At 66.8% G+C, this 24,362-nt stretch carries 24 protein-coding genes and 4 pseudogenes; 15 read left to right on the forward strand and 13 right to left on the reverse strand.

What is annotated here, in order from left to right:
- Positions 1–88: 88 nt before the first annotated feature.
- Positions 89–1,444: an SMI1/KNR4 family protein gene (locus ACWGO0_RS34895; RefSeq protein ID WP_453544086.1), complete on the reverse strand. Its 1,356-nt coding sequence runs from the start codon at positions 1,442–1,444 to the stop codon at positions 89–91.
- A 379-nt stretch (positions 1,445–1,823) separates the two neighbouring features.
- Here ACWGO0_RS34895 and ACWGO0_RS34900 point away from each other — a divergent pair.
- A pseudogene (locus ACWGO0_RS34900) lies at positions 1,824–2,967 on the forward strand (IS110 family transposase).
- A gap of 102 nt (positions 2,968–3,069) precedes the next feature.
- The gene (locus ACWGO0_RS34905; protein ID WP_453544088.1) at positions 3,070–3,438 is read left to right on the forward strand and encodes a hypothetical protein; all 369 of its coding nucleotides are present in this window, start codon (positions 3,070–3,072) and stop codon (positions 3,436–3,438) included.
- A gap of 271 nt (positions 3,439–3,709) precedes the next feature.
- On the opposite strand, the gene ACWGO0_RS34910 is transcribed toward ACWGO0_RS34905, so the two are convergent.
- From ACWGO0_RS34910 to ACWGO0_RS34935, 6 genes are all read right to left on the reverse strand, one after another.
- A complete protein-coding gene (locus ACWGO0_RS34910; RefSeq protein WP_453544090.1) occupies positions 3,710–4,381 on the reverse strand; it encodes a hypothetical protein in 672 nt (223 codons plus the stop codon).
- Positions 4,382–4,621: 240 nt separating this feature from the next.
- A complete protein-coding gene (locus ACWGO0_RS34915; RefSeq protein ID WP_453544130.1) occupies positions 4,622–5,449 on the reverse strand; it encodes an ATP-grasp domain-containing protein in 828 nt (275 codons plus the stop codon).
- 372 nt (positions 5,450–5,821) lie between these two features.
- Entirely contained in the window at positions 5,822–6,274 is a 453-nt protein-coding gene (locus tag ACWGO0_RS34920) for a hypothetical protein (protein WP_453544092.1), read from the reverse strand.
- Positions 6,275–6,394: 120 nt separating this feature from the next.
- Positions 6,395–7,774, reverse strand: coding sequence for a Fic family protein (locus ACWGO0_RS34925; protein WP_453544094.1), 1,380 nt, complete (start codon positions 7,772–7,774; stop codon positions 6,395–6,397).
- 142 nt (positions 7,775–7,916) lie between these two features.
- On the reverse strand, positions 7,917–8,867 hold the full coding sequence (locus ACWGO0_RS34930; RefSeq protein ID WP_453544096.1) for an RNA-binding protein: 951 nt from the start codon (positions 8,865–8,867) through the stop codon (positions 7,917–7,919).
- Between the two features lie 62 nt (positions 8,868–8,929).
- A complete protein-coding gene (locus ACWGO0_RS34935) occupies positions 8,930–9,796 on the reverse strand; it encodes a hypothetical protein (protein WP_453544098.1) in 867 nt (288 codons plus the stop codon).
- Positions 9,797–9,938: 142 nt separating this feature from the next.
- On the opposite strand from ACWGO0_RS34935, the pseudogene ACWGO0_RS34940 reads away from it, so the two are divergent.
- The 3 genes and pseudogenes from ACWGO0_RS34940 to ACWGO0_RS34950 all read left to right on the forward strand — a co-directional run.
- Positions 9,939–10,091: pseudogene (locus tag ACWGO0_RS34940) on the forward strand (IS5/IS1182 family transposase); the annotation flags it as partial.
- A 295-nt stretch (positions 10,092–10,386) separates the two neighbouring features.
- On the forward strand, positions 10,387–10,773 hold the full coding sequence (locus ACWGO0_RS34945; protein ID WP_453544100.1) for a hypothetical protein: 387 nt from the start codon (positions 10,387–10,389) through the stop codon (positions 10,771–10,773).
- A gap of 42 nt (positions 10,774–10,815) precedes the next feature.
- Positions 10,816–11,715 carry a DUF2716 domain-containing protein gene (locus ACWGO0_RS34950; protein WP_453544102.1) on the forward strand — a complete coding sequence of 300 codons (900 nt, stop codon included), beginning with the start codon at positions 10,816–10,818 and terminating at the stop codon, positions 11,713–11,715.
- Between the two features lie 478 nt (positions 11,716–12,193).
- Here ACWGO0_RS34950 and ACWGO0_RS34955 read toward each other — a convergent pair whose 3' ends face one another.
- The gene (locus ACWGO0_RS34955) at positions 12,194–13,333 is read right to left on the reverse strand and encodes an NAD(P)/FAD-dependent oxidoreductase (RefSeq protein ID WP_453544104.1); all 1,140 of its coding nucleotides are present in this window, start codon (positions 13,331–13,333) and stop codon (positions 12,194–12,196) included.
- A 507-nt stretch (positions 13,334–13,840) separates the two neighbouring features.
- Complete coding sequence (locus tag ACWGO0_RS34960; RefSeq protein WP_453544106.1) at positions 13,841–14,158, reverse strand: DUF6221 family protein; 318 nt, start codon at positions 14,156–14,158, stop codon at positions 13,841–13,843.
- A gap of 349 nt (positions 14,159–14,507) precedes the next feature.
- Between ACWGO0_RS34960 and ACWGO0_RS34965 the strand changes: the two genes are divergently transcribed.
- The 8 genes and pseudogenes from ACWGO0_RS34965 to ACWGO0_RS35000 all read left to right on the forward strand — a co-directional run bounded on the left by ACWGO0_RS34965 (position 14,508) and on the right by ACWGO0_RS35000 (position 20,769).
- The gene (locus tag ACWGO0_RS34965) at positions 14,508–15,113 is read left to right on the forward strand and encodes a dihydrofolate reductase family protein (RefSeq protein ID WP_453544108.1); all 606 of its coding nucleotides are present in this window, start codon (positions 14,508–14,510) and stop codon (positions 15,111–15,113) included.
- Positions 15,114–15,658: 545 nt separating this feature from the next.
- Positions 15,659–16,847, forward strand: a pseudogene (locus ACWGO0_RS34970) (IS110 family transposase).
- A gap of 48 nt (positions 16,848–16,895) precedes the next feature.
- Positions 16,896–17,249 carry a hypothetical protein gene (locus ACWGO0_RS34975; RefSeq protein ID WP_453544110.1) on the forward strand — a complete coding sequence of 118 codons (354 nt, stop codon included), beginning with the start codon at positions 16,896–16,898 and terminating at the stop codon, positions 17,247–17,249.
- A 213-nt stretch (positions 17,250–17,462) separates the two neighbouring features.
- A complete protein-coding gene (locus ACWGO0_RS34980) occupies positions 17,463–17,813 on the forward strand; it encodes a hypothetical protein (protein ID WP_453544112.1) in 351 nt (116 codons plus the stop codon).
- 54 nt (positions 17,814–17,867) lie between these two features.
- Entirely contained in the window at positions 17,868–18,638 is a 771-nt protein-coding gene (gene istB / locus ACWGO0_RS34985; protein ID WP_453544114.1) for an IS21-like element helper ATPase IstB, read from the forward strand.
- A 69-nt stretch (positions 18,639–18,707) separates the two neighbouring features.
- Entirely contained in the window at positions 18,708–19,067 is a 360-nt protein-coding gene (locus tag ACWGO0_RS34990) for an Imm51 family immunity protein (RefSeq protein WP_453544116.1), read from the forward strand.
- Positions 19,068–19,253: 186 nt separating this feature from the next.
- The gene (locus tag ACWGO0_RS34995; protein WP_453544132.1) at positions 19,254–20,276 is read left to right on the forward strand and encodes an ISL3 family transposase; all 1,023 of its coding nucleotides are present in this window, start codon (positions 19,254–19,256) and stop codon (positions 20,274–20,276) included.
- Positions 20,277–20,346: 70 nt separating this feature from the next.
- Positions 20,347–20,769: a transposase gene (locus ACWGO0_RS35000; RefSeq protein WP_453544118.1), complete on the forward strand. Its 423-nt coding sequence runs from the start codon at positions 20,347–20,349 to the stop codon at positions 20,767–20,769.
- Between the two features lie 35 nt (positions 20,770–20,804).
- On the opposite strand, the gene ACWGO0_RS35005 is transcribed toward ACWGO0_RS35000, so the two are convergent.
- Positions 20,805–20,969, reverse strand: coding sequence for a terminase gpP N-terminus-related DNA-binding protein (locus tag ACWGO0_RS35005; protein ID WP_453544120.1), 165 nt, complete (start codon positions 20,967–20,969; stop codon positions 20,805–20,807).
- Between the two features lie 259 nt (positions 20,970–21,228).
- Between ACWGO0_RS35005 and ACWGO0_RS35010 the strand changes: the two genes are divergently transcribed.
- A complete protein-coding gene (locus tag ACWGO0_RS35010; protein WP_453544122.1) occupies positions 21,229–21,723 on the forward strand; it encodes a hypothetical protein in 495 nt (164 codons plus the stop codon).
- A gap of 534 nt (positions 21,724–22,257) precedes the next feature.
- Here the strand turns inward: ACWGO0_RS35010 and ACWGO0_RS35015 are convergent.
- A pseudogene (locus ACWGO0_RS35015) lies at positions 22,258–22,621 on the reverse strand (transposase).
- A 3-nt stretch (positions 22,622–22,624) separates the two neighbouring features.
- Positions 22,625–22,804, reverse strand: coding sequence for a hypothetical protein (locus ACWGO0_RS35020; protein ID WP_453544124.1), 180 nt, complete (start codon positions 22,802–22,804; stop codon positions 22,625–22,627).
- 362 nt (positions 22,805–23,166) lie between these two features.
- Here ACWGO0_RS35020 and ACWGO0_RS35025 point away from each other — a divergent pair.
- Positions 23,167–24,056, forward strand: a protein-coding gene (locus tag ACWGO0_RS35025; protein ID WP_453544126.1) for an IS5 family transposase whose coding sequence is annotated in 2 segments (ribosomal slippage) — positions 23,167–23,521 and positions 23,521–24,056 — 891 coding nt in all. Because the reading frame shifts where the segments join, the coding sequence is not laid out codon by codon here.
- 102 nt (positions 24,057–24,158) lie between these two features.
- Here the strand turns inward: ACWGO0_RS35025 and ACWGO0_RS35030 are convergent.
- Positions 24,159–24,362 (reverse strand): trypsin-like serine protease (locus tag ACWGO0_RS35030; protein ID WP_453544128.1); only part of this gene is annotated, 204 nt, incomplete at its 5' end.

Consider the following 24,362-nt stretch of genomic DNA (forward strand, 5'->3'; position numbering starts at 1 on the left):
GTGTGGGGTGGGGTGGCCCCGCGGCCCAACCCACAGCGCTCAGGTCCGGTGGGGCGTGAGCTGCACCTCGCCCTGTGCGGCCCGCCAGTTAGGGCGCGAGGCCGAGGTCTCCTACGAGGAGCGTTTGTACGATCTGGGGCTGGTCCCAGAGGGCCAGGTTCTCGTTGGCGATGGCCACGACGGGCAGGTGGTTCTGGTCTCGCACCTTGATGGCTGCGGCTTTCAGAGTGCGTGGGACGGCTCCCGCCTCCAGGAGGACGCGCCATTCCTGCGCGCCGAGTTCCAGGAACTCCAGTCCGGTCAGCCCCGCGACCTCCCGGGGGTCGGCCAGCGTGCCAGGCAACGCGGTGAGAGTACGCAGGCGGGGCAGTCCGGCGACAGGCGCGAGGCTGAACGGCGTGCCGTCCCCAGCTCCAATGGACAGGACTTCCAGGGCGGGATGGGATGCGGCCTGGATAGTCTCAAGGCAACCGGTGCTGACCCTGGCCACGGCCGGAAGCTGATTTCCGCGGCGGTCACGGCGTTCCTCCCGCAGCCGGCCGAGAACGAAATCGGTAAGGGAATCGGCCACGAGCTCGGCATCGAGGCTCTGCTCGTGATCGACCAGGATGACCTGCCCGAAGTGCCCGTCCGGGCCAGGGGTCAGGTCGATCGCGAACTCGTCCCCGCCATTGCTCCCGAAGCCGATCCAGCCCGATGAGCCTGCCAGGCCCTGCACCGCGGCGTCGGGCGCGGTACTGGCCGCATGCGTCGCGCCAAGGCCCCAACCGGGGTGACGCACTGCCGCCTCGACGGCGTACAGGTGTTCCAGGCCGGAGAGCTCGCAGCCGACCGCCTCGCCGGCGCGGTCCGCCGCCTCGAAGTCGTCGCCCCAGTCCACCCGTGTGACCCGGTAGAGCACCTTGAGCTCATCGGAAAGGGTGACACCGAGGCGTGCTTCGGCGGCAGTGATCTCCTCTTCCGTCGCGCCGATGGCCGCAGGCAGCCGTTCGCGGAGCGTCTGCTCCAGCAAGCCCAGATCCACCGATGGTGCTGGCATCACCTCGGGCACGGGCTCGGGACGGCGGAGCCAGGGCTCGGGAAGGGAGCCATCGGCCAGGATGAACACCCCCAGGTCCGGGTAGCCGACAGCCGGTTCCACGACCGGGCTCGGCCAGACCAGGCCCAGCGTGGTCCTTCCGTCCGGTTGAATCTCCGCCCTGAACGCGACCTCCTGGACTTCGCCGCGCGCGAGCGACCTCTGTATCTCCTCCACCGCAATCAGCGCTGTCGACGACATGGATCCCCGATGGTCAAGGCTCCGGCCGTATTGGCTGATGCGTCCTGCGACACGGGCCGACCGGGCAGCACGCCGGTCCGCGTCGTCGGCCAGCATGAGCCGCAGCACGGGTTCCCAGGTCGCGAAATCGCATACCGATGACAAAGGGGATCTCTGATCAACCATGCGCAGACCGTACGGGGAGCCAATGACAGTGGAGGCGGCCGAGCCGCCCGTTGCCGACAGGCCACTCAATACGCGAACACCTGCCAACCAGAAAGCTCAGTGGCCAAGTACAGCGCTCAGTCACCCACATGTGACTGAGCGCCGTAGTTGGCCTTACGTTCCTGGGACGGGTTGGTCGAGCCCTTCGTAGGGTTGGACCGCCCAGGGTGCCGGGTGTGGCTATTAGTTGGCTGCCGCCCATGGCTGGACTGGCTTGGCCGCCCGGCGCACCCTGACGACCCGGCCGGCAGATTGGGAAGTGCGACGAAGATCGCTGTGTAAGGCCAAGCCGGCGAGGTCGTCTGCCGCTGGACCTGCACGCACAATCGTCTGGAGCCCGATGAACCGGATCTGGGCCGGAATCGACAGCGGCAAGACCCACCACCACTGCGTCGCCATTGACCAGGACGGCACGAAACTGCTGTCCCGACGGGTGCCGAACGGAGAACCGGAGTTACTCCATCCCCTCCAGGATGTTCTCGCGCTGGGGAGCCATGCAACGTGGGCCGTCGACATGGCCGGCGGCGAGCCTGCACTGCTCCTGGCGCTGCTGGCTGAACACTGCCAGGAGCTCCTCTACATCCCCGGCCGGGTCGTGAACCGGGCCAGCGACGGATACCGCGGTGAAGGCAAGACCGACGCCCGCGACGCCCTGGTCATCGCGGACCAGGCCCGCATCCGCCGCGACCTCAAACCGATGCGGCCCACCGACGAGGCCACCATCGAGCTGAAGATCCTCACCACCCGCCGCACCGACCTCGTTCGTGACCGCACCCGCGCCATCAACCGTCTGCGCTCCGCACTGACCGGCATGTTCCCCGCCCTGGAACGCGTCCTCGTCCTCACCAGCGCGGGCCCGCTCCTCCTCCTCGACGGCTACCAGACTCCGGCCGCGATACGGCGCATGGGCACCATCCCGGCTGACCCGCTGGCTGGAGCGTCCGCACCCCGGAGGAGCTCGCGGCCACGGCAGTCGAGGCCGCCGAACAGCAACACACCGTGATCCCCGGCGAGGTAGTCATTGCCCACCTCGTTCGGACCCTCGCCGCCGACGTGCGCGTGTTGAACGAGAAGGTTGCGGAGATCGACCGGTTCATCGAGGACCGCTTCCGAAGCCCACGACCTTGCGGAGATCATCACGAGCATGCCCGGCATTGGACCTCTTCTTGGTGCTGAGTTCCTCGCCGGAGTCGGAAATGACCTCACCTTCTTCGCGACCCCGAACCGGCTCGCCGCCTTCGCCTGACTCGCGCCGGCACCGCACGACTCGGGAGAAGAGCGGCAACCTCCACCGTCCCCGCCGCTACCACCGCGGCCTCCAAGGAGTCTTCTACATGTCCGCCCTAACCAGCGTCCGCTACGACCCCAACTCCCGGACCTTCTACGACCGCAAACGAGCCGATGGAAAACGGCACACCCAGGCCGTGATCGCCCTCGCCCGCCGCCGCGGCAACGTCCTATGGGCCCCGATCCGTGACCGGTGACTCTACGAAGTCGCGCCACCGCCGCAACCGGTCGGCTAGGGACATCCTTCAGAGGCCAGCCTGAGATGTAGTGTCTCTCCGCTGGCCAGTAGTGTCGCCGACATGGCATCACCGATACTGAGGGCAATCGAGGCGGACGGCACCTCCTGGGACAACCCATCCGAGGAACGGCTGCACGACTTGCTAGCCGATATGAGCCTCACCTGGCGATACGTCATCGTTGAGCGGCTCGATCTGGAACCTGCCGACCAGCACTTCATGCAGGTCTATCTCAACGATGACCTGAGCTACCAGCTGGAATACAGAGAAGGCGGCCCACAGCGGCATTTCCAGGCTTGGGCGCCGCGGGGCCATGAAGTGTTCGGGTTGGAGCCTGTGGCCAAGGTCCTTCAAGACTGGGCCTGCGGGCGACCTGAGTGGCGTGATGCCCTTCCCTGGGTTCCGTGGCCGAGCCCGCAAACGACGCAATGAGTGCGCAATGCGGCGCCCTTACAACCGTCCTAGTCGCCGTGCTCATGGAACGGCAATCCGTACATTCCACGGCGTGACTTCTCTATTGGGAAGCCTGTCCGGCCAGTTACGCGCTCAGGCTGTCATCGTTCTGATTGGGTGTTCGTCCGTTGGAAACCAGGTGCAGCCGAGCCGGAAGCGCGCGCAGCCTTTCGTGTGGAGGGAGCCGAGCCGGGCGCTCTGCGGGAGGTCAGTTGCGGGCGCGATTGCAGTACTGAACAGGCGCGCCGCCTCAGGCGGGATAGCCGATCTCCGAGATCTCTGCGGCCAGATCTGCGAGCTCGATGTCCGGGTTGAGCGCGGCGGCGATCTCCGGTGTCAGCGGGCGCTGGGCCAACAGGGCACGGACGGCATCGACGTCCACGGGTGTCTCGTAATACTCGGACGCCCACGCCGCGTAGGCCTTCGGGGAGCGTTCGACGAGGAGCTCGAAGAGGATGTTCGCCCCGTCCGGGTCACCGTCGCCCTCCCCGGGAAAGGTGATCGTTCCGGTCCTCCAGGCGGTGCCGCCAGCCTCTCGCCACAGGCAGCACGTGACGGTAGGGACGCCGACTTCGGAACAGAACGCGGGCTCGGTGATGTACGGGCGGAAGGCGTCCGGCACGTCGTCCAGGACGCCAGGCCACACCCTGGGGATGTCCATGCGGGCCCACGGGCTCATGAGGGATTGGTGGTCGAAGCCTTGCACGTAGGCCCCGGCGGCCGAGAACACGATCGTGTACTCACTGCCCATCCCGTCGCGCATCGACGCCAGCTGCGCACCCTCCTTCCATCGGGCGTTGTAGGAGTAGAACCGCGCATCCCATTCCGGGCTGAGCACGGCGTCCAGCATCGCGAGGCCACGGCAGTGGTCGCGAAGGTTCTCTATGCCCGGCAGAGCCCGGGCCACATCGTGGGCGGTCACGCGACCATTCCACCGCACCCCGCTGACAGCCGGCAGCCGCCCCGGCTCCGACATGGGGCCGCGCTTGCGGAGCATGCCTCCCGCAACGCCGCTGTGCCGAAGCACGATAGCTGTCACCAAGATCGGTGCTGACCTGCGGGATCTGCGTAAGTGGGGCGCAGTAGTTGTCACCAGATCGGCACGGCACTCGGCACGGATCGTCGGGTCGGCACGGTCGTTGTCACTGATCACGCCGGCATTTCAGTCGGTCAGGTGAGCGTCCTCGATGTTCTGGCAGAACCGGCGGTCTCGCTCCGCCATCTGTGTCCGCGGACCAGCTGAACGCAGGACGACGTCCAGAACCCGGTCAGGATCTGCGGCATAGCAACTGCTGAACCACGCCATGTTCGCCTCGACCACCGCCCACTGGTCGGCGGCACCGTGCTCAGGTGTGGCCAGGAGCCCGATGTCCACCACCACCGCGCTGGGCAGGCCACCGCCGTGCATGGCAAGGAGAGCGTCCGCGAACTCCAGGACAGCGACTTCATGGCGGTGCCCGTCCAGCCGCTCGGCGTCGAGACGGCCGAAGGTGGCGTACTGAGAACCCGTGCGGACCTCGCCGTCCAGGAGATACAGGCGAAACTCCGCTGCCCAGGTCACCACGTCGCTGATCTGTACCGGCACGTCCAGTGACAGCTCCGGCCCTGTCGGGAGGCAACTACCGCTGGCGTAGACGGCGGCCGGAAAGCTTTTGTCACTCGGCGGCTTGACGAACGCCGGCCGGAACAGACGGCGCGCCTCGCCCAGGGTCGCCATGGCGATGTGCCGTCCGGCGTACTCGTAGGGCAATGTGGCCAGCCAGTCGTCAGATGGCTCCAAGAGCGCGACCTCAAGGGCATCCACGACGCGTGCCGCGAAAGCGGGGCCGCCATAGTAGTGGCCACCACGCCTCTCCATAGCGGTGCCCGCACCGCCATGGGTGGGAAGTACTTCTACCTCCATCCCCCGCCGGTGCGCCGACCTCGAGAGCAGCTCGGATGTCGGGGTGTATTGCGGCGCCAACGCCAGGAAACCATGCTCTGTCACGATCGCTGACGATGCCACCGATTCGGCCGAACAGTCCACAGCATTCGGGCCCCCACCTCGGGGTCAACCAGCCGACCAAAGGACTCACTGGCGCTCGGTCGTGCCCAAAGCGGTGATCATCGGCCGCTGGTGTCAGTCCCTTCGATCCTGTGGCATCCATCGCGACATCGCAGCGATCGGAACTGAGTCGTCGATCTTGGTGACAGTAAGGCTGGCTTGGTGACAACTAACGCGCTTCGGCTCAGCTGCGGGCCATCTACAGCGCTCAGCCGGGCCAACTGGAACGCTCAGGGGCCAAGTAGAGCGCTCAGTCACAAGAGGTGTGACTGAGCGTCGTAGTTGGCCAGACTGGCCAACCAGGTACGAAGCCACGAGTCAGTGAAACCAGACGACAAGGCGTACGTTCTCGGCCCCGTGGACCTCGCTGAGGATGCGCATGACGCTCCAGACTCGGCCCCAGTCGGTATCGATCCCTGCGGCTGAGGCGCGGGTTCGTGTGCCTGAGGGGTCGGTCTCCTGCCAGTCCGTGGTGTCCAGCTCGGCCCAGGTCAGCCAGGTTGTCCCGTGCACGTCCTGGGGGCCGCCGTAGCCGGCGAACTCACCTCGCAGCCCGTCCGAGGCGTCGTCCGGGAAGCCGCGGTCCTCCGACAAGGGACGGAAGCCGAAGGAGTTTCGGACGCCGAAGAGGCAGGCCAGGCCGTCGTAGGCATTGCCCCTGTTGAGGAGGAAGAGATCGATGCCGATTTCCCATACGGAGTCCTCGTCGTCAGGGCCCCATAGGCGGGCACCCGGCCGGCATTCGATCATTCCGCTGACATCGGTCGACATAGAGAGATCCTGCCTGCGCAGGCCAGGAGTCGGCATCTCCATTTTGCTTCGCGCGTGCTTACGTGGTCCGGCCGAGTCTCTGGCTCATCCGGATCCGTGGGCGTTCGCCGACTCGAGTGCTCACCCCGGTGCCGAGATGGTCGGGTCGGTGGCGCTGCCGCGGGTCTCCGCAAGGTGGATGTTGATATAGCGGATGAGGGTCAGCGGGTCCTGAGGGTGGTCGGCCTCGAAGGTGACGCGGCGCAGAAGGCCGACTGCACCGAGTGCGACGCCCTCGCGGGCCAGCACGAAGACTAGGGCGAGAAAGGCGGACCGGGCGTTGCCGTCGTCGAAGGGGTGGAAGAAGCAGACGTCGAGGTAGGTGCGGGCGGCGCGGGCGGTGAGTCCGAGGGGTTCGCCGGCGGTGGCTGCGCTCTCGGCCAGGCTGGTGTCGAAGCGGGCGGGTGTGTCCGGTCCGAGGCCGTAACGCTCCCGGCCGCTCTTGGCGAAGGCGGAGGAGGTGCGGAATGGCGGCGGCTGCGGAGAACTCAGGACGTGCTGATGCCATGTGCTGAGCAACGCGAAGTCGAGCCGCGCTCCGCGTGCCGCGTCGGCCCGGAGCAGTTCGAGGGCGCGGAGCATGCCTGCGGCCCGAGCAGGGTCGATGGCGCCGTCGAAGGCCCGGATGTCCTCCGCGGGGCCGTCGCGAAGGTCGGCCACTGGTCCGTCGGCGCCGGCATCCGGGATCTCGTGCCACGGCACCGACGCGCGGATCGCGAGCCAGCGCTGCAAGTGGTCCTGAGCCTGGACGGCCGCTCGAGTACCGCCGTCGCCCGGCTGTAGAGAGCGAGCGAGCTGCTCAGCGACATCGTCGATGACCACCGTGTCAGGGCCGGTCCAGCTGTGGAATCGTCCACCGACCGCCTCCTCGACCAGGCCCTGGGCTACCTCCAGCGCGACTCCCCAGCGGTCGAGGAACCAGGCGAGCACCTGGCGGCAGTGGTTGTGCCAGCCGCTGCCGCACCCAGTGCGGTCGACGACCTGCAGAATCAGGTTCCGCGCCGCGCGTTCCCACAGGATCCGCTGGTCTTCGATGGCGCTGAGGTCCAGCGGGTAGGCCTCGAACCAGGCGGCGAGGTGTTCCAGCCACTCGCGCCACTCCCGCAGGGCCGCCTCCACACGGGCCAGTGTCTCTTCCGGCGTGGTGATCGAGTCCCGCGGGCAGCACCAGTTCCCCACCGGTCCGCCGTCGAAGTCACACTCGTCGTGCGCCCAGCGCCACCCGAGGGTCCACTGGCCGTAGTGCAGGACGAGCGCATACGACATGGCATCGGCCCAGGACTCGGCCTCTTCGCTGCTTCGTGAACCGCTGTCAGCAGCAGGAACGTCGGGGCGGACGGGCACGCACCGGGCAGGACCGAGCGAACGCACCGTCTGCGCTACGGATGCGCTGTCGAAGGCGTGGCGGGCGGGGTCCACGTCGGCCCAGGTCAGGAAGCGAGGAGCCAGGTCAACGATCACCGCGTAAGCATGCCAGGCCCGTCCAGCGCGCACCCCGGACTTTCGAAGCTCAGGGCGCTCGGTCACAGCTGCTGTGACATCTGGCCTGGCAGGACAAATTCGATGAACAGCGCCTGCTGGCTCGCCCGGCGTGCGAACCGGGTCACCACCGGGCGCGCAGTACGCCGTCGCTGTCCGGGAGGGCAGCACAGAGCAGCGGGTGGTGTTCGGCGAGGGACAGGGACAGCGCGCAGGCAGCTCGGGCATCGGCCACGTGAGTGCTGAGCTCCTCGTAGTCGGTGTCGTCGACGATCGCGTGGCTGATTGTGCCGTCCTTCGCCTCCCAGACGAACTCGATGGATTCCTCCTGGGGCAATGAGGCGAGGACGGCGCCGACGTCCGGGGTCAGGTCGGGCCAGACGATCAGCAAGGCGCGCGGGCCGAGACCAGCGCGCACTGTGTCGAGGTTCTCCGGCGTGATTCGGTGCCAGCGTGCGGCGTTGCGAACGTAGCTTTCCTCGAGGAGCAACGCATGCCGTGAGGCCAGCGCGGTGTGCACGCGTCTCCAGAAGTGCTTGTCGGCTGGCTCCGTCACTTCCGCTTCGTCGACCTCGGCCGCATAGGGCGAGGCCGTAAGCGGTTCCGGGAAGACGCCGAGTTCCCGCGTACGGGCCACGGCTTCCGCACAGGGCCGGTCGCTGCCCACGTAGACATACTGGTCCCACCCGACATGCACGGTGAACGAATGCCCCACCTCCAGTCGGCACCAAGCGCCTTGGTCGCGGAGCATGGCCCGGACCAGTTCCAGGGCGACCGGAAGAGAAACCTCGGCCCCGTCGTGGTAGCTGGTGAGGTCGGGCGGGAAGAGCCCGCCGAGGCCGTGCCCCGCAACTGAGGGCTCCCCGCCGAAGTGGACGAAGCCCGTGACCTCAGGGTCGCGGATCTCCAGCCGGTCGATGCCCGAGCCCTCTGCGAAGGCGGCCACCGCCGCCAGGTACGCCGCTTCGACAGGCCCGTGGTCGCTGATCGTGTCCTCGGCGCCGATGTAGTGACCGTGCTCGTCGCGGTCGGCGGGGTCGTATTTGGTGATCCGGTGGACGAAGGCCGGCGGCACGTTGCTCCCTGCGCGGTCAGATGGGATGCCAGCGTTAGAAATGGCCTTTCCAGTGCTGGGTATCAGCTGCTGAGGTCGAACACGCCCCAGGTGGTGAAGGGTTCGGCCTGGACGTAGATCCTGCTTCCTCGGCCGACAACCCGCCGGCGGCCGGGGGCAGAGTCATCGGGCAGAGTGAGCAGGCCGACGTCCGTTGGTTCCACGGATGTTTCACTGATCTCTCCGTGGGCGAGTCGGTCCCGCTCCTCGCCGTAGCCGCCGTAGAAGGCGACTCGCTCACCGCGGACGGCCACCGCGTGGGAGCCCCGCACGCGGTTCGCCCACACCCTTACGGGCCGATCGGTGCGGTCGGGGCGTATCTCGACGAGCGGGAAGTCCGTGTAGGGGCACGCCCAGGCGGCGGTGCCGGACACGTTCAGGGCATAGCAGTCGAAGAGACCGGGGATGCCCGCGTCGTCTGACGTCCAGGTGTGCCGACCTGTGGAGCTCCAGCGGTGGATCCCGATCGGGTTCTCGTCGAAGTGCCCGACCCAGATCTGGCCGGCCTCGTCCACGAGCAGGTGCTCGATGGCGTCCCCGACGGAGAAGGACGAGGTCTCGCGGCCGAGCGCGTCGAAGACCTGAACCTGGTGCGTGTCCTCGTACCGGCGGACGCGAGACGCGGCGACAACAAACCCGCCGTCAGGCAGGCGGTCGAGGTGCGGCCAGCGGGCCCGCACGGCGCTCAGCTCGGTGAGTTCGACGTTGCCGCCCAGATCGACGGAAACGACCAGCGCGTCAAAGGGAAGGACATCGCTGCCGGGCTGCGGAGCGCGTTCGGCAAGCAGCCAGTGGGCGGCGCCGTAAACGTCGACGGTACTGGTCAGGACGTGGTGGTCATGGTGCGCTTGAGGGAGGTGGGCGTAGGGAACGAGGACGGTCTGCTGCACGGGTTGGCGCTCCTGAGTGGGCGGTCGGTCACGGCCATCGGGCGGTGCGGTGAGCGACGGTCGGCGGCGCGCGAGCGGTGGAGAGCGGAGCGGGGCGCCTAAAGCGTGTTGCACATCGCTCCGAACTGGGCATTTCCTCTGTATCCGTGGGGTGTTGAGGGTCGAGGCGTTGTGGGTTGAGACGTTCACGGGTCTGCGGATGGGCCAGTTCGAGCGGCTGTTGCGGGTGGTGCGTGAGCGTGGTGGGGAGGGTCCGCGGGTCGGGCGGCCGTGGTGTCTGCCGTTGGCGGAGCGGACAGAACCTAGCGAACTGACGCCAAGAAGACCGACAACTCGTGGTTGGTTGTAAGAGGCGTGACCACTTGGTGCCAACAAGCCTGTCCCGCCGACTAGAAACCACCAGCTCGCGGAGCCTCACCGGTTCCAACTAACGTGTCCAGGCTCAGCTGTGACTGGTCGAGATAGATGTCGCCTTGTCGGCGTTACAGATGAACGTTCAGAACTAGGTACAAGCGAACGTACAAAGTCAGTTGGGCTGATCAGGCCCCCGGCGTAGGGTCTGGGCTGGGATTGACTAGGGGGTGGATCGCGTGCCCACAACAGCCGAGGAGCTGCTGGCTGCGTACGAGAGTCAGCTGCGTGGCTTCGTGCCGCAGGATGTGCCCTGGGGCGTGATGGTCGAGCGGGACGGGCTGCTGGTGTGCAACCACTACGGCACGCATGGAGCCGCCGATCACGTCGACCTGTCCGACCTCGGCAGTGAAGACCTGACGGACCTGATCCGCCAGCAGCAGGAAGTGTTCGCCGCGCGATGCGAGCCGGTCGAGTGGAAGGTCCACTCCCACGACTCACCGCTGCTCGCGCGGCTGCTGCGGGCCGCAGGGTTCACCCCGGGGCCGGAGCGCACTCTCGTGGCGGCCGACATCGCCGACGTCCCGCTGCCCGGCCCGCTGCGGTCCGGGACCCGGACGAGCTGAGGGCACAACAGCGGACGTCAGCAGCGTGAGCGGATCCGCCGCGTGGCCGCGGCCGCACCTGAGCAGCGCAGGCCGCTCGCGGAGCTGGAGGCCGATGGCACCGCCAGGATGACGGGGTCGGAGATGGGCGTCATGGTGCTGGAGCACGAGGGACGGCTCCTGGACGTGTTGTGGATCGAACGGATGGGCGGCACTGACTTCGCTGCCATCGGCGGGATCACCGGCCGCCGCCCCGAACTCCTCCACGCGGCCGCGGCATGGGCGTCCTGGCGCAGCTTCCCGCACGTTGTCCCACGCCACCCACCGCGCTTCCTCGTCGCCGAGGCGACCAGTGACCTCGCCACGCAGTACACGGCAGCGGCCTTCCACGAGCTCGCACGGGTCACCACCTACCGCTGGACGCCCCCCGGTGAGCCAGCGCGGGACCGTCCCGCGAAGCAACTCCTGTCTGACCCCGAGCACGACGAGATCTGGAAGCGGTTCGAAACACGGTTCGACATCACCTACAAGACGGCCGACCGGGGAATGGCCGAACCCACAGCCTCCGCCACCTGGCACCTCGACGCCGTGGACCACCCGGACAACCCGCTGCTCGCCGAAGCGGAGGCGATCGTCGCACGCGGACTGCGCGCCAGCGCACGGTCCGGAGACCGGCTCTACTGCCTCAAGTGGCACGTCAGCGGCTCCCGTATCGAGCCGACCCGCGTCGGCGGCCCGGGGCAGCCCCGCTGGATGGGCTACGCCTACCTCGTCGACGAACACGTCGTCCAGGTCACCGAGGACCTCCGGATGGGCACATTCGGCAACTGGCGGGAAGCCTCCCTCTGCGTCTTCGGCGACGAACTCCTCGCCCACGTGGACGAGGACCTCACCGACCTCCTCGGCACCGTGCTGCGACGCGGCGGGCGCCCGGTCGGCAACGTCTGGAGTTTCGGCCCCTGACGCCATGCCACCTCTGTACGTTCAGCCGTACCTGCTCCTGCACTCAGACCCGTACGCCGACATCGCCCGAAGTCCACGAGTCCGGCGAGCTGCCAACTACCCCCAGATAGCCAGATTCACCAAGCTGATCATCTCAATGGCACTACGGCCCGAACTGGAGCGCCGGATCGCACACATCACTGGCGAAACCCAGACCGAGTTCACACAGGTCTTTCCCCTGGACCGCCCCTCTCGCGGCATCACGATCCCGTGGTTACGCCAAGGACTCGGCGTCTTGGTCGAGGCCATCGCCAAATGCCTTACCTCAACCCAGACAGACGAACCTGAACCCCTCTCTCAAACCCCTCTCTGACAGCCTTGTCTGAAAGGGGAGCCGTCCGGTCTTCCCGCTCGCGTGACGCGGAGGCTCAGGTCACGAGCCTGATTCGGGCGCACGGAGACGCACCTGCCCATTCGATACTGGCGCCTTCCGACGCTGTCACGGGGGGAACCGCTCCGGGCGGAAGTCCGCAAGCATCTCGTCCCTCTTCCCGCTGAGGATCTCCGAAGCCAGCAGGCGGCCGATTACCGGCCCGAGCGTGATGCCGCTGTGGGAAACGGCCTCGTAGTAGCCCGGCGCAGACGGCACCGCTCCCACCGAGGGGAATCCGTCGGCTGGGATGGGCCGGTTGGCTACCCGTGTCTGTGCGATGCGGGAGTTGCCAAGTTCCGGAACGACGTGCCGCGCCGATTCGTGGAGCAGCCGTGCGAGTTCCGCTGGATCTTCGCCTGTGTCGATGAGTGCGTCGATTTCGCGGCTGTGGAGGACCACCGAAGCGTCTCCGTCAGGACGAATCTCGATGTGGGGCGCGTGCATGGCCCGGTGAATTGGGACCTGAGCACAGGCGATCCGGGTGACGACGCCTGGTTCCCGGCGCATCGGCAAGTGCCGTGCGATGAGCCCGGCGACCCGGGAGGCGCCGGGTCCTGCTGCGTTCACGACGGCGTCGACGTCGAGACAGCTCCCATCCGACAGAGTCACTGTCCGGATGCTCCCATCAGCGCCGATGCCGATGTCGCAGACCGCGGTGCCGGACCGGCGTTCGGCGCCGGACTCAATGGCTCGGCCGACCAGGCGGCCGACGAGATGCCGCCCGTGCACCCATGCTTCGTCGGGGTAGAACAGGACCGGAGTCTTGTCGGGCACCGTGAGAGCAGGTTCGAGGCGACGGCGCACCTCGGCTCCCGTGCACATCTCGACCCTGTAGTCCCAGCCAGCCAGCAGCTCGGCTGTTTCCAGGAGCTTCGCCTCCGCTGCGGGGTCGCCAGCCCAGCGCAGGTGGCCGCTGGGATGCCACCATGAGTCTGGCCCGATGGTCTCTGCAAGCTCACGGTACGCCGCCATACTCGCAACGTTCAGGTCGAAGTAGGACCTGCGCTCGGTCTTGTTGCTGGCGTTGACCCACGAGAAAGACCAGTTGGTGACCCCTTCGCCTGGCTGGCCCGCGTCGATGAAGACCACCTCGGCCCCGTGCCGTGACAAGTTCCAGCCCACGCTGGCCCCGAGAATGCCCACTCCAATGACAGCAACACGCTCAGGCGCTGCACGGACCCGACGCTCACGAACGCCCCCGGTCACTGATCATCGCCAATGTTCTCGGCTAGCCGCTGCTGGACATCCTCTGCTGTCTGCTCGGACAACGGCAGTGGTACTGGGAGGTCACGGTCCAGAGCCTCGGCTACATGCTGGTGATCCCGATCAGGCATACCTCTGATTCTCCTCCCAGGAGAGTGGTTGAGAGGGGGGTTCTTCACAGGCACTGAAACGACCGGGATACCAGAGAGCCGCCCCCATCATGTTCGCCGCCACTCCCACAAAGACGACCTCGGATCCCGGCTGAGGGAAAGATCCTTCAGCTTCCCCAGCTGAACCGGTGCCTCCAGAAGACCGCACCTCGGATTGAGCGAGACAGCCGACCCGCCCCCGTCTCACTCAAACTGAGGCACCCCAGGTCAGGCACTCACGCTGCCTCACCTTCAGCAAGACCAGACAAGCGTTGACCCGTCTCAACGAACTTTGACAAGTCTCAACGAAGTGTGACCGGCTTGGGTCAGCCCTCGGGTTCAGCTGGCGGAGTCGACGGTGTCAGGCCGGCTCGTCGTCGGCAGGGGCCCACTCTTCGCGGTATCCCGGGCGATCGGAGTAGGCGGTTGCTGCGAGGACCCGCAGCGACCAGTCGATGCTGTGGCTGTCGTGGTCCTGGGTACCGGCGTGTTCCGGGTCGCGCCAGGCGGCAAGCAAGTCGCGGCGCATTGCGATGGTGCGGACCGGTGAGTAAAGCGCGGCAAGCGGGTTGTCGGGGGACAGCCCTTCGGGAAGCCATGACATGGGTGGCTGGTCTGCGGCTGCCACTTCGTCGGCGTCGACCTGCTCGTGCAGCCAGGTGATCAGTTCGGCAGTCATACCCTGCATGATCTCCCATGCCGATTGCGGTGTGGTCGCTCAGGTCCCGCCCGCGACGCCGTCAACTCCGCCAGCTGAACCCGAGAGCTGACCAAGCCGGGCGAACTTCGTTGAGACGCCGTCAAAGTTCGTTGAGACGGGTCAAGCGTTGACCCCTCTTGTGACTGAGCGTCTCAGTTGGCCCCTGAGCGTTGTACGTGGCCCGGCTGAGCGTGACGGTGGCCCGGGCCGCTCCGCCGATCTGATCGGCTGTAGCGTCATGGGTTTTCTCGTTACTCCACAGCGCGGCCGATGAGGTTGTGGCTCCCGGTTAGTCCAAGCTCGTGACACCCCAGGAAAGGACACCGCCATGTCGGAGCTTCTCGTCGACTTCATCACCTCCCTCGACGGCCACGCATCGGGAGAGGGATGGCCCGGGTTCTGGGGCCTCGAGGGCCCGGAGTACCTCGCATGGCTCGGCGAGCAGCCCGAGGCCACCTACCTGATGGGAGCGAACACCTACCGCCTTATGTCGGGCTTCGCTGCAGGCGAGGTGCCGAATGGCCAAGACGAGTTCAGGCCCGAAGAAGAGGCGTCCGTCGACGAGCTCACGCAAGCGTCCAAGATGGTGTTCTCCTCCTCACTCGAGGAGCCACTGACGTGGGCCAACTCCACGCTCGTCCGCGACGACGCCGTCGAGGCGGTCCGCGCCATGAAGTCGAGTGGCTCGGGGCTCCTCAGCACAATCGGCAGCCTCAGCCTGTGCCGGTCCCTGCTAAGAGCCGGACTCGTCGACCGCTTCCGGGTCGTGATGTTCCCGGTGATCACCGGGGCCACAGGCGAAGAACGCATCTACGACGGCTATCCGGACGTTGCCCTCGAGATGATCGAGCACCACACCTTCGACGGCCGCATCCAGCTGGTCGAGTACAAGCCCCGCGTGCTCGAGCACCCGCCGCTCCGCGTACCTGCGTGACGTTCGCCCCGTCCGCCGGTCTGGACGGCCGCCAGGCCGGCGCCGGCCGGTGCGGAGCAAAACCTAATAGAGGGCTGGCCAACGTCAGGACGCCCGGTCCACCTGGCCCCGAGCCGTCGCAGGTCAGCCCATGTACGCCCTCCCAGGCCGCAGTCTCCGCAAAGATCCACCTTCCCAATACGGATGCGCCGCTGGACGCTTCCCTGGGCAGAGCCTCGCGAGCTGAGCGCTCAACATGGCCGATGGGGCCAACTGAAGAGCTCAGCCACAGCTAGTGTGACTTAGCGCCGTAGTTGGCCAGTTAGCGGTCTAGTTGGCCTTACGTTCCTGGGACGGGATGGCCGAGCCCTTCGTATGGTTGGGCCGCCCGGGGGTGCCGGGTGTGGCTTCTAGTTGGCTGCCATCCGTGGCTGCACGGGCTTGGCCGCCCGGCGCCCCACGACGACCCGGCCGCCAGATTGGGAAGTGCGACAAAGATCGCTGCGTAAGGCCATGTCGGCGAGGTCGTCTGTGGCAGACCTGCACGCACGATCGTCTGGAGCACGATGAACCGGATCTGGGCCGGAATCGACAGCGGCAAGACCCACCACCACTGCGTCGTCATCAACCAGGACGGGACGAAGTTACTGTCACGCCAGGTGCTGAACGGAGAGCCTGAGATACTCCAGCTCCTCCAAGACGTCCTCGCCCTGGGAGACCACGTCACCTGGGCCGTCGACATGGCTGGCGGGGAACCTGCGCTCCTCCTGGAGCTGCTGGCCGGCCACGACCAGGAGCTCCTCTACATCCCCGGCCGGGTCGTCAATCGGGCCAGCGACGGATACCGCGGCGAGGGAAAAACCGACGCCCGCGACGCCTTGGTCATCGCAGACCAGGCCCGCATCCGCCGGGACCTCAAGCCGATGCGGCCCAACGACGAGGCCACCATCGAACTGAAGGTCCTCACCAGCCGCCGCACGGACCTCGTCCATGACCGCACCCGGGCCATCAACCGCCTGCGCTCCACCTTGACCGGCATGTTCCCTGCCCTGGAGCGCGCTCTCGTCCTCACCAGCGCCGGCCCGCTGGTCCTCCTCGACGGCTATCAGACGCCGGCGGCGATACGCCGCATGGGTACCGCTCGGCTGACCCGCTGGCTCCGCGCCCGGGGCGTCCGCACCCCGGAGGAGCTTGCGGCCAACGCGGTTGAGGCCGCCGAAACAGCAGCACACGGCGGTCCCTGGCGAGGTGGTCATCGCCCAGCTGGTGCGGACACTCGCCGCCGACGTGCGGGTATTGAACGAGAAGGTCGCGGAGGTCGACCGGCTCATCGAGGACCGCTTCCGCGCCCACGACCTCGCCGAGATCATCACGAGCATGCCCGGCATCGGGCCTCTCCTCGGCGCCGAGCTTCTTGCCGGGGTCGGCAGTGACCTCGCCTTCTTCGCGACCCCGGACCGGCTGGCCGCGTTCGCCGGGCTTGCGCCGGCGCCGCACGACTCGGGCAAGAAGAGCGGCAACCTCCACCGACCCCGGCACTACCACCGCGGCCTCCAGCGCGTCTTCTACATGTCTGCCTTGACTAGCGTGCGCTACGACCCCAACTCCCGGACCTTCTACAACCGCAAACGGGCCGAGGGAAAACGCCACACGCAGGCCGTGATCGCCCTCGCCCGTCGCCGCGTCAACGTCTTATGGGCCCTGATCCGTGACCGACGCCTCTACGAAACCACACCGCCGCAGATCACCGGATAGCAGCTGCCCGCTGGAGACAAACGTGGTCTGGCGCGAGATCATGAGCGAATGGATCTCATAGGCATGGGCGAGCGTGAGTACTGGGCCAACGTTGCGGAGCGACCCGGAATGTTCGTCGGTCGAACGACGCTCACGGGTCTGGAGGCGTACTTGGGCGGCTACCACGATCATTCCGTGCGCCATGGCGGGCCAGGTCTGGACGGCTGGCGCGAGTGGTTGGTGGCCAGACGAGGCCGCGACTGCAATCACGCATGGCCCGGTCAGGTTCGCCACCTTGCGCTCCCTGACGGGTGGGAGTCCTGGGACCTTCCTGCAGACCAGGAACAGCAAGCTATCAAAGTGCTTTTCGACCTACTTGACGAGTTCCTCTCGGAACGAGAGGCGAACGCCCAAACGGTTTGACTTCTCCATTGGGAAGCCACTCTGGCGCTCAGTTTTTGCGCGGAGACAGGGGAGGGAGCCGGTGCGGTGAATGTGACGATGTCTGGCGTAATGGAACCTGCCGCTTGACCCGCTCCGGGCCACCTGCGCACCGAGTCACCGCTGGAGAAGGAGGGCGACCTATCAGGGCGGAACGGAGCAGCGATGTCAGTGCCCCCTGTCATGGTGCCGTCCATGATCAACGAACTTGACAGCATCGACTGGTCGTCGATGAGCCATGCGTACGGTCCGGCCGGCGACATCCCGGCGTGGCTGAGAGAGATGGCCTCGACCGACCCCGAGGTCAGAGACCAGGCCCTCAACCACTTCTACAGCGCGGCCCACCACCAGGGCGACGTGTACCCGTGCACGGCGGCGAGCCTGCCGTTCCTGTTCGAGATGGCCGACGACCCCGCGACCCCGGATCGTGCCTCGATCATCGAGCTGCTGCTCAGCATCGGTCGCGAATCCGTGGGCCGCGGTGACGCCGTCTACTGCTCGCCGGACGGCACCGCCGCGGGGCGAGGAGGTCGGGTCGGTCTATGACGAGCTGACCGGCACCCGGCCGTTCACCACCCATCGAGCGACGAAGGAATCGTCTTGAGCGAGCTGACCGGCAACCGCATCCGCACCACGGCCGGCCAGCTCGGCCTGCCCCACCTTGCGGAAACCTTCAACGAGTTCACCCGCCGGGCCGACGAGGCGAAGATGGGCTACCTCGACTTCCTCGACCTGGTCCTCTCCGAGGAACTGGCCGTCCGCGACGACCGCCGCTTCCGCCAGGGCCTGCGACTCTCCCGACTGCCGCACCACAAGACGCTCGATGAGTACGACTTCTCGTTCCAGCCCGACCTCGACCCGCGCAAGGTCAAAGACCTCGCCACACTCTCGTTCGTCGAGGCCAAGGCGAACGCCGCTCTCCTGGGACCGCCCGGGGTCGGCAAGACACACATTGCCGTCGCTCTGGCCGTCGCGGCCTGCCGGGCCGGATACTCGGTCTACTTCACCAGCCTCGACGACATGGTCCGCAACCTCAAAGCCGCCGAAGCAGCCGGGCGCCTGGCCAACAAGCTGGGCACTTACCTGCGGCCGGGAGTTCTCGTGGCCGACGAGGTGGGCTACGAGATCCTCGAGCGCGGAGAGGCGAACCTGGTCTTCCAGGTCATCTCAAAGCGGTATGAAAAGGGCTCGATCATCCTTACCTCGAACAAGACCTTCAGCGAATGGGGGCAGGTGTTCGGCGATGAAGTCCTCGCCACCGCCATTCTCGACCGCCTCCTGCATCACTGCGACGTGATCTCCATCAATGGCCCCAGCTACCGACTGAAGAACCGGCTCGCCGCCATCGAACGCGACACTGACGCCGCCTGACCAGACGCACAGACCCCTTACAACGCAGAAGACACGTCAACTGTCCGAGCCGACCTCTACGATCACGCCGTGACCGAACAATCACCCCTGGCCCCCTTCATCCTCGACGAGGCAGACGCCACACAGACCTCGCACTGCCTAATGCTTTTCGACGGCGACATGGAACAAGTCGAGGACGTCTTCGAGGAGCACAATGCCGAAGCCAACGGGCACGGCTGGGAGGGCCTGGCCCAGTCGCTGGTCCACTCGCTCATGCCCGAACTTGCCGCCCGCCTGTACTTCGGGTCCGAGTCCGGCACCTTCGTCGTCACGAGCACCGACCTCACCGCGCTCCAGAGGCTGGGAGACGTGCTCCGCGACGCATTCCACGACCGCGACCTCCTCGCACGCCACATCCGAGTCGCTGACCCACTCCTTTTGCCACGCTAACGAGCCGCGAATCGGTCCTCAGCCGCCATCTTGCTGGGGACGTTCATCGGGTCTGTCGCTGATCTTGTGACGTGTTGCCACGGTTGATCGTTTGTATACGTGTGCAATTCAGGGGGCTTGCAGCAGGTTCTGCCGCATCTGGCGGCACTGGTGATCGAGTCGGTGCGGCGGGATACGGACGGTGTCGTGTTGCGTACGCGTTCGCGTACATCGTTGGCACGGTGCCCGCGGTGCGGGCAGAGTTCAGACCGGGTACACGGCCGCTACGAACGGCGCCTGGCAGATGCCCCGTTGGGTGGGCTGCCGGTGGCGATCGTGCTGCTGATACGGCGGTTCAAGTGCCTTGGGGCGGACTGTCCGACTGTGACGTTCGCCGAACAGATACCGGGCCTGACCCGGCCTCATGCCCGGTTCACGCCGGTCCTGCGCGGGCTGCTGGGCCGTGTTGCACAGGCTCTCGCCGGACGCCCCGGCTCACGGCTGGCCCGCAAGCTCGGCGTATCGGTCGCCAAGGACACGATGCTGCGCCTGCTTCGGGCTTCACCGGTGGACGAACCGGGCCGAGTGCGCGTCCTGGGGGTTGATGAATTCGCCCTGCTAAGGGGACATACCTATGCCACGTTGCTGGTCGACTTGGAAGCCCGCAGGCCGATTGACGTCCTGCCCGGGCGCGAGGCCGAGCCGGTGGCACGCTGGCTCGCCGACCATCCCGAGGTGGAGATCATCTGCCGGGACCGCGCTTCGGCCTACGCGGAAGCCTCCAAGCGAGCGGCCCCGCAGGCGATGCAGGTCGCTGACGTGTGGCACCTGTGGAACAACCTGGCAAAAGCCGTTGAGAAGACGATCACTGCCCACTACGGCTGCCTCCGCACGGCCCACGAAGCCGCCAACCCGGTCGACGACCGTGAACCGCCACCGATGCCGGACGGCTTCCTCGACGTTCGCGGCCCAGCCTCGCCGAATCGTCGCCACCATCCGCGAACGCCACCAAGCTGTCCAGGGCCTCCTCGCTCAGGGACGCTCACTACGTGGCATCAGCCGCGACCTGGACCTCGACTACTACTCGGTCCGCCGCTACGCACGGGCGGCGCATGTCGACGAACTGCTGGTCAAGGTCACTCAGCGCCGCACCAAACTCGACGACTACAAGCCCTACATCTACGAACGGTTCATCCAGGGCTGCCACAACGCCAGCCAGCTCTACCGTGAAGTCCGTGACCAGGGCTTCCCCGGTGAACGGACCGCAGTCGGCCGCTACGTCCGCCAGCTTCGGGACGGCATGGTCACCACACCTCCCCGGCCAGCACTGCCCAAGCCCCGCCGAGCCCTGCGCTGGATCATGACCCGCCCCGACCGCCTACACCCCGACGAAGCCGTCGGTATCAAGGAGATCCGCGCCGCCTGCCCCGAACTCGATGCGACTGTCGACCACGTCCGCGACTTCGCCGGTCTCATGCACGAGCACCGCGGCGAAGACCTTCCCGCCTGGATCATACGAGTTGGGCAGCACAACCTCCCGCACCTGATCCAGTTCGCAGGCGGGCTCCGTCACGACTTCGACGCAGTCACCGCCGGCCTGTCCACCTCCTGGCGCTCTGGCCAGGTGGAGGGCCAGGTCACGAGAGTCAAACTCCTCAAACGCGCCGGATACGGCCGGGCCAAGCTCGATCTGCTCCGTACCCGAATCCTCCCGCGGACCTGAATCAGCCACGTCACAAGATCAGCGACAGACCCCGTTCATGTGTACGCCGACAAAGGCAGGAACGCGTCCGGCGACTGGCGGCGATATCCGGAGACTCGCTCGCCGTTCAGATAAGCGCGGATCGTCTTGCGGTCGTGCCCCAGGTGCCGGGCGATCGCGGAGATCGACCAGCCCTGGCGACGCAGTGCGTGAGCATCCACGTCTTCCTCCCAGGTGAGCATCCAGGGCCCTTCAACAGGCCGAACTCCGTGCTCACGCAGGCTCTCCACGACACACCGACACCATTTCGACACGCCGAGAGGATCACGCAATGGGTGGGGAGATCACCTGAGCAAGCTTGGCCAACCCTGGAGCAACAGAGCGAAAGTGCACGGTCCCAGCCGCGCCCGTGGCAGAGCCTTCCGATATGTTCGTCCGGGCTCGCGGCCGGCGAGTCTCACGCGCAGTGGAGGGGAAAACGTGCCAGGTGAGAGGCTTGACGCGGAGTGGGTCCGATCCTGGTGGGAGCGTGCCGATGCGGCACTCACGAAGCTGATGGGCTCGTTCATCACGAGGCATGGCTTCCCGCCCGGCCAAAACGCCGTGACACTTGCAACGGACGACAGCCACCAGGCGACGGACGCACTCGTGGACCTGACGCCGATCCCCTCCGATCTGACCACGCTCTACTGGGTGATCAGCGAGGCTTCCCTGCCCGATGTCGACAACGGCTTCTTCATCCACTCACCCTCGACCGTCGAAGGGCACTTCCGCGAGTACGGCCCTCCTTCGATCGACGGGGAATTTGCACTGGTATTCGCCAGCGACGGCGGGGGCCATCTGTTCGCGATTGGCGACAGCGGACGGGTCTGGAGATCGACCACAGCTTCCTGGTTTGACGACTTCGAGGTCGCCGCAGCCAGCCTGCAGGAGTTCCTCGAACAACTCGATCGGCGGATCACGAACCAGCTCTGACGACCCGTCGAGGAGCCAGCGCCCCACGACACCTTCGTCCCACTGAACCGAGCCCAGAAGGGCCCTCCGCCTCCCAGCCGGTGAGCGCGGTCATGCCCTCTGCCCCTCGCCGCAGGTTGGGAACCGGGGTGAGCAGGTATGGCCAATAGCCGAGTACAAGGTGGGGAAATTCAAGGCTCTGACCGGAGTTCCGTGATGGGCGACCTTCAGGGTTGATGGGGCTGCGTGGGTTGAAGGCGCCTGGGGCTCCATGGCATCGGAGTCGGGATCTTCCAGCCGTACATCAGGGCCAGCGTGATGCATCTCGCGTCGCGTCGGCCGTATCCGGTCGCCTCGCGAATCTCCGTGATTGCTTCATGCCATCTTTGCTGCTCAACGAGGTTGCGGGCTCGGTCCTGAGCTGTTCTTGGGACGGGCATCCCAAGGCCGCGGACGATGTCGGGCTCCCAGCTCTGCCTGCGGGCACGCCGGATTCGCACCCATGCTGCTACCGACCCAGTCATTGCGCCCCCAACACCGATCGCTCCGCCTGCACTACGGCTGAGTGAGGATACGTGTCCGCAGTAACCCGAAGGATGCCCGGCCGTAACATGGCTCGCTTAAGCGTTTTGACTCTGTTGACGTGGCCTTCGACGACGCCGGAGCTCCAGTGGAGGGTGAGTCCGGCGGTGACGGCGTCGAGGTCCTGGCGGAGGAAGCCTGCGAAGCCGCTCATCGGTTTCGGGGCGTCTTGCTCGGCTTGTCGGATCCATTCGAGCAGGCAGGATCCGCGGCGGTTGCGGACCAGGTCGGTGAAGGCTCGGGCGAGGTCGCAGGCCCGAGTGATGTCCGAGCAGGCGAGCCGGACTTCGAGGAGGCGTTCTTCCTGCTGGCCGGTGAGGGTTTCGCGGGGTCTCATAATCTAGCCGGTGATCTTCCGGGGGCTGGGGATGTCCGCCCGCACGGGCTCGGCGTTGCCCGCGCGGAGGGCGGCGAGGTGTTTGCGGACGACCTGGCGGCTGCCGCGGTAGCCGCGTTTTTGGATTTCGAGGAAGAGGCGGCTGCCGCTGGCCTGGCCCTGGCTCCAGGGGCTGTCTGACAAATGATCACCGAGCGGGGATGTGCGTGCTCGGTCCAATTGCCTTGCCGTCTTGACGCCGGCCAGTGATTCTGGGCAGGTGCCAGGGCAGGGGAAGAGAAGGCGGCGGCAAGAGGACGCGCGGCAGCGGCTTGCTGCTCGCACCACGCCGGACGCGGGACAGTGGGAAGTGGTCGTTGAGACTCGGGACCAGGCGGAGATGCGTACGCGGTTGCGCCGTCTTCGGGAGGCAGGAGTCGACGGGTCGATGATCCGGATCGACACGCTGTGCGGGCGCCTGGCGCTGCCGACCACCTACCGGCTGAGCCGTTTGGTGACGGACCCCGCGCGGGAGTCCGAGGACGAGCACTCTGATCATTGATTTTGTGGCAGGTCGAGGTGAGTTGACGGATGCGGCGTGGGAGCGAATAGAGCCCCTGTTGCCGCAGGCGGATGGGCGTGGTCGTCCGTGGCGTGATCACCGGCAGGTGGTCAACGGGGTTCTGTGGCGGCTGCGGACCGGGGCTCCGTGGCGCGATCTGCCCGAGCGGTACGGACCCTGGCAGACCGTCTACGAGCGGTTCGCCCGCTGGGAAACGGACGGGACCTGGGCGAAGCTGCTGGAACACGTCCAGGTCCTCGACGACGCGGTGGGCCGGGTGGAGTGGACCGTCTCCGTCGACTCCACGATCAACCGGGCCCACCAGCACGCGGCCGGCGCCCGCAAAAAAGGGTCGCAGACGGGGACGAACTGGAAGATCCGGGCCGCTCGCAGGCGCGTCAGGCCCTCGGCCGGTCCCGGGGCGGGCTGACCACCAAGGTCCACCTCGCCGTCGACGGCCGGGGACTCCCGCTGTCCATCGTGCTGACGCCCGGCAACGTCAACGACGCCACCGCCTTCGGCCAGGTCCTCGACAGCATCCGCATCCCGCGCGCCGTTACGGGCCGACCTCGCACGACACCGGCGCGGGTGCTGGGCGACAAAGCGCATTCCAGCTGGGCGATACGCCACCTGCTGCGGCGCCGGGGCATCGTTGCCACGATCCCCGAACGCCGCGACCAGATGGCCAACCGCCGACGACGTGGAACCCACGGCGGTCGCCCACCCACCTTCGACAAGGACATCTACCGCGACCGCAACGTGGTGGAACGATGCTTCGCCCGTCTCAAGCAGTTTCGTGCGATCGCGACAAGGTTCGACAAGCTCGCCGATCGCTACCGGGCTGGAATCGTCGTGGCAGCTCTGATCCTGTGGCTCCGCGAACCCGCCGGGTGATCATTTGTCAGACAGCCCCTAGAGCGCCGCCGGCCTGGCACCCCAGGGCCATCCGGGTGCATGGCCGTGGCCCGTGGTCCGTGGCTGTGCTCCGGTATCCGATCAGGCTGTGTGGAGGGTGAGGCTGTACCTGGCGAGGATCTCGTTGACGGGCTGGAACCACGTCTGGCCGCCGGAGGAGCAGTTGCCCCAGCCACCGGAGGTGACGCCCTGGGCCTGGTCGCCGCTGATGAACGCGCCGCCGGAGTCGCCGCCTTCCGCGCAGACGCTGGTCTTCGTCATCTGGTGGACCGCGCCCTGGCTGTA

It is taken from the genome of Streptomyces sp. NPDC055749, from assembly GCF_053617235.1.

Coding starts and splice junctions, on each gene's coding strand:
- ACWGO0_RS34895 (WP_453544086.1), bottom strand. CDS start 1,444: ATGGTTGATCAGAGATCCCCTTTGTCATCGGTATGCGATTTCGCGACC.
- ACWGO0_RS34980 (WP_453544112.1), top strand. CDS start 17,463: ATGATCAACGAACTTGACAGCATCGACTGGTCGTCGATGAGCCATGCG.
- ACWGO0_RS34965 (WP_453544108.1), top strand. CDS start 14,508: ATGTCGGAGCTTCTCGTCGACTTCATCACCTCCCTCGACGGCCACGCA.
- ACWGO0_RS34920 (WP_453544092.1), bottom strand. CDS start 6,274: ATGTCGACCGATGTCAGCGGAATGATCGAATGCCGGCCGGGTGCCCGC.
- ACWGO0_RS34960 (WP_453544106.1), bottom strand. CDS start 14,158: ATGACTGCCGAACTGATCACCTGGCTGCACGAGCAGGTCGACGCCGAC.
- ACWGO0_RS34905 (WP_453544088.1), top strand. CDS start 3,070: ATGGCATCACCGATACTGAGGGCAATCGAGGCGGACGGCACCTCCTGG.
- ACWGO0_RS35000 (WP_453544118.1), top strand. CDS start 20,347: ATGGTCACCACACCTCCCCGGCCAGCACTGCCCAAGCCCCGCCGAGCC.
- ACWGO0_RS34975 (WP_453544110.1), top strand. CDS start 16,896: ATGGATCTCATAGGCATGGGCGAGCGTGAGTACTGGGCCAACGTTGCG.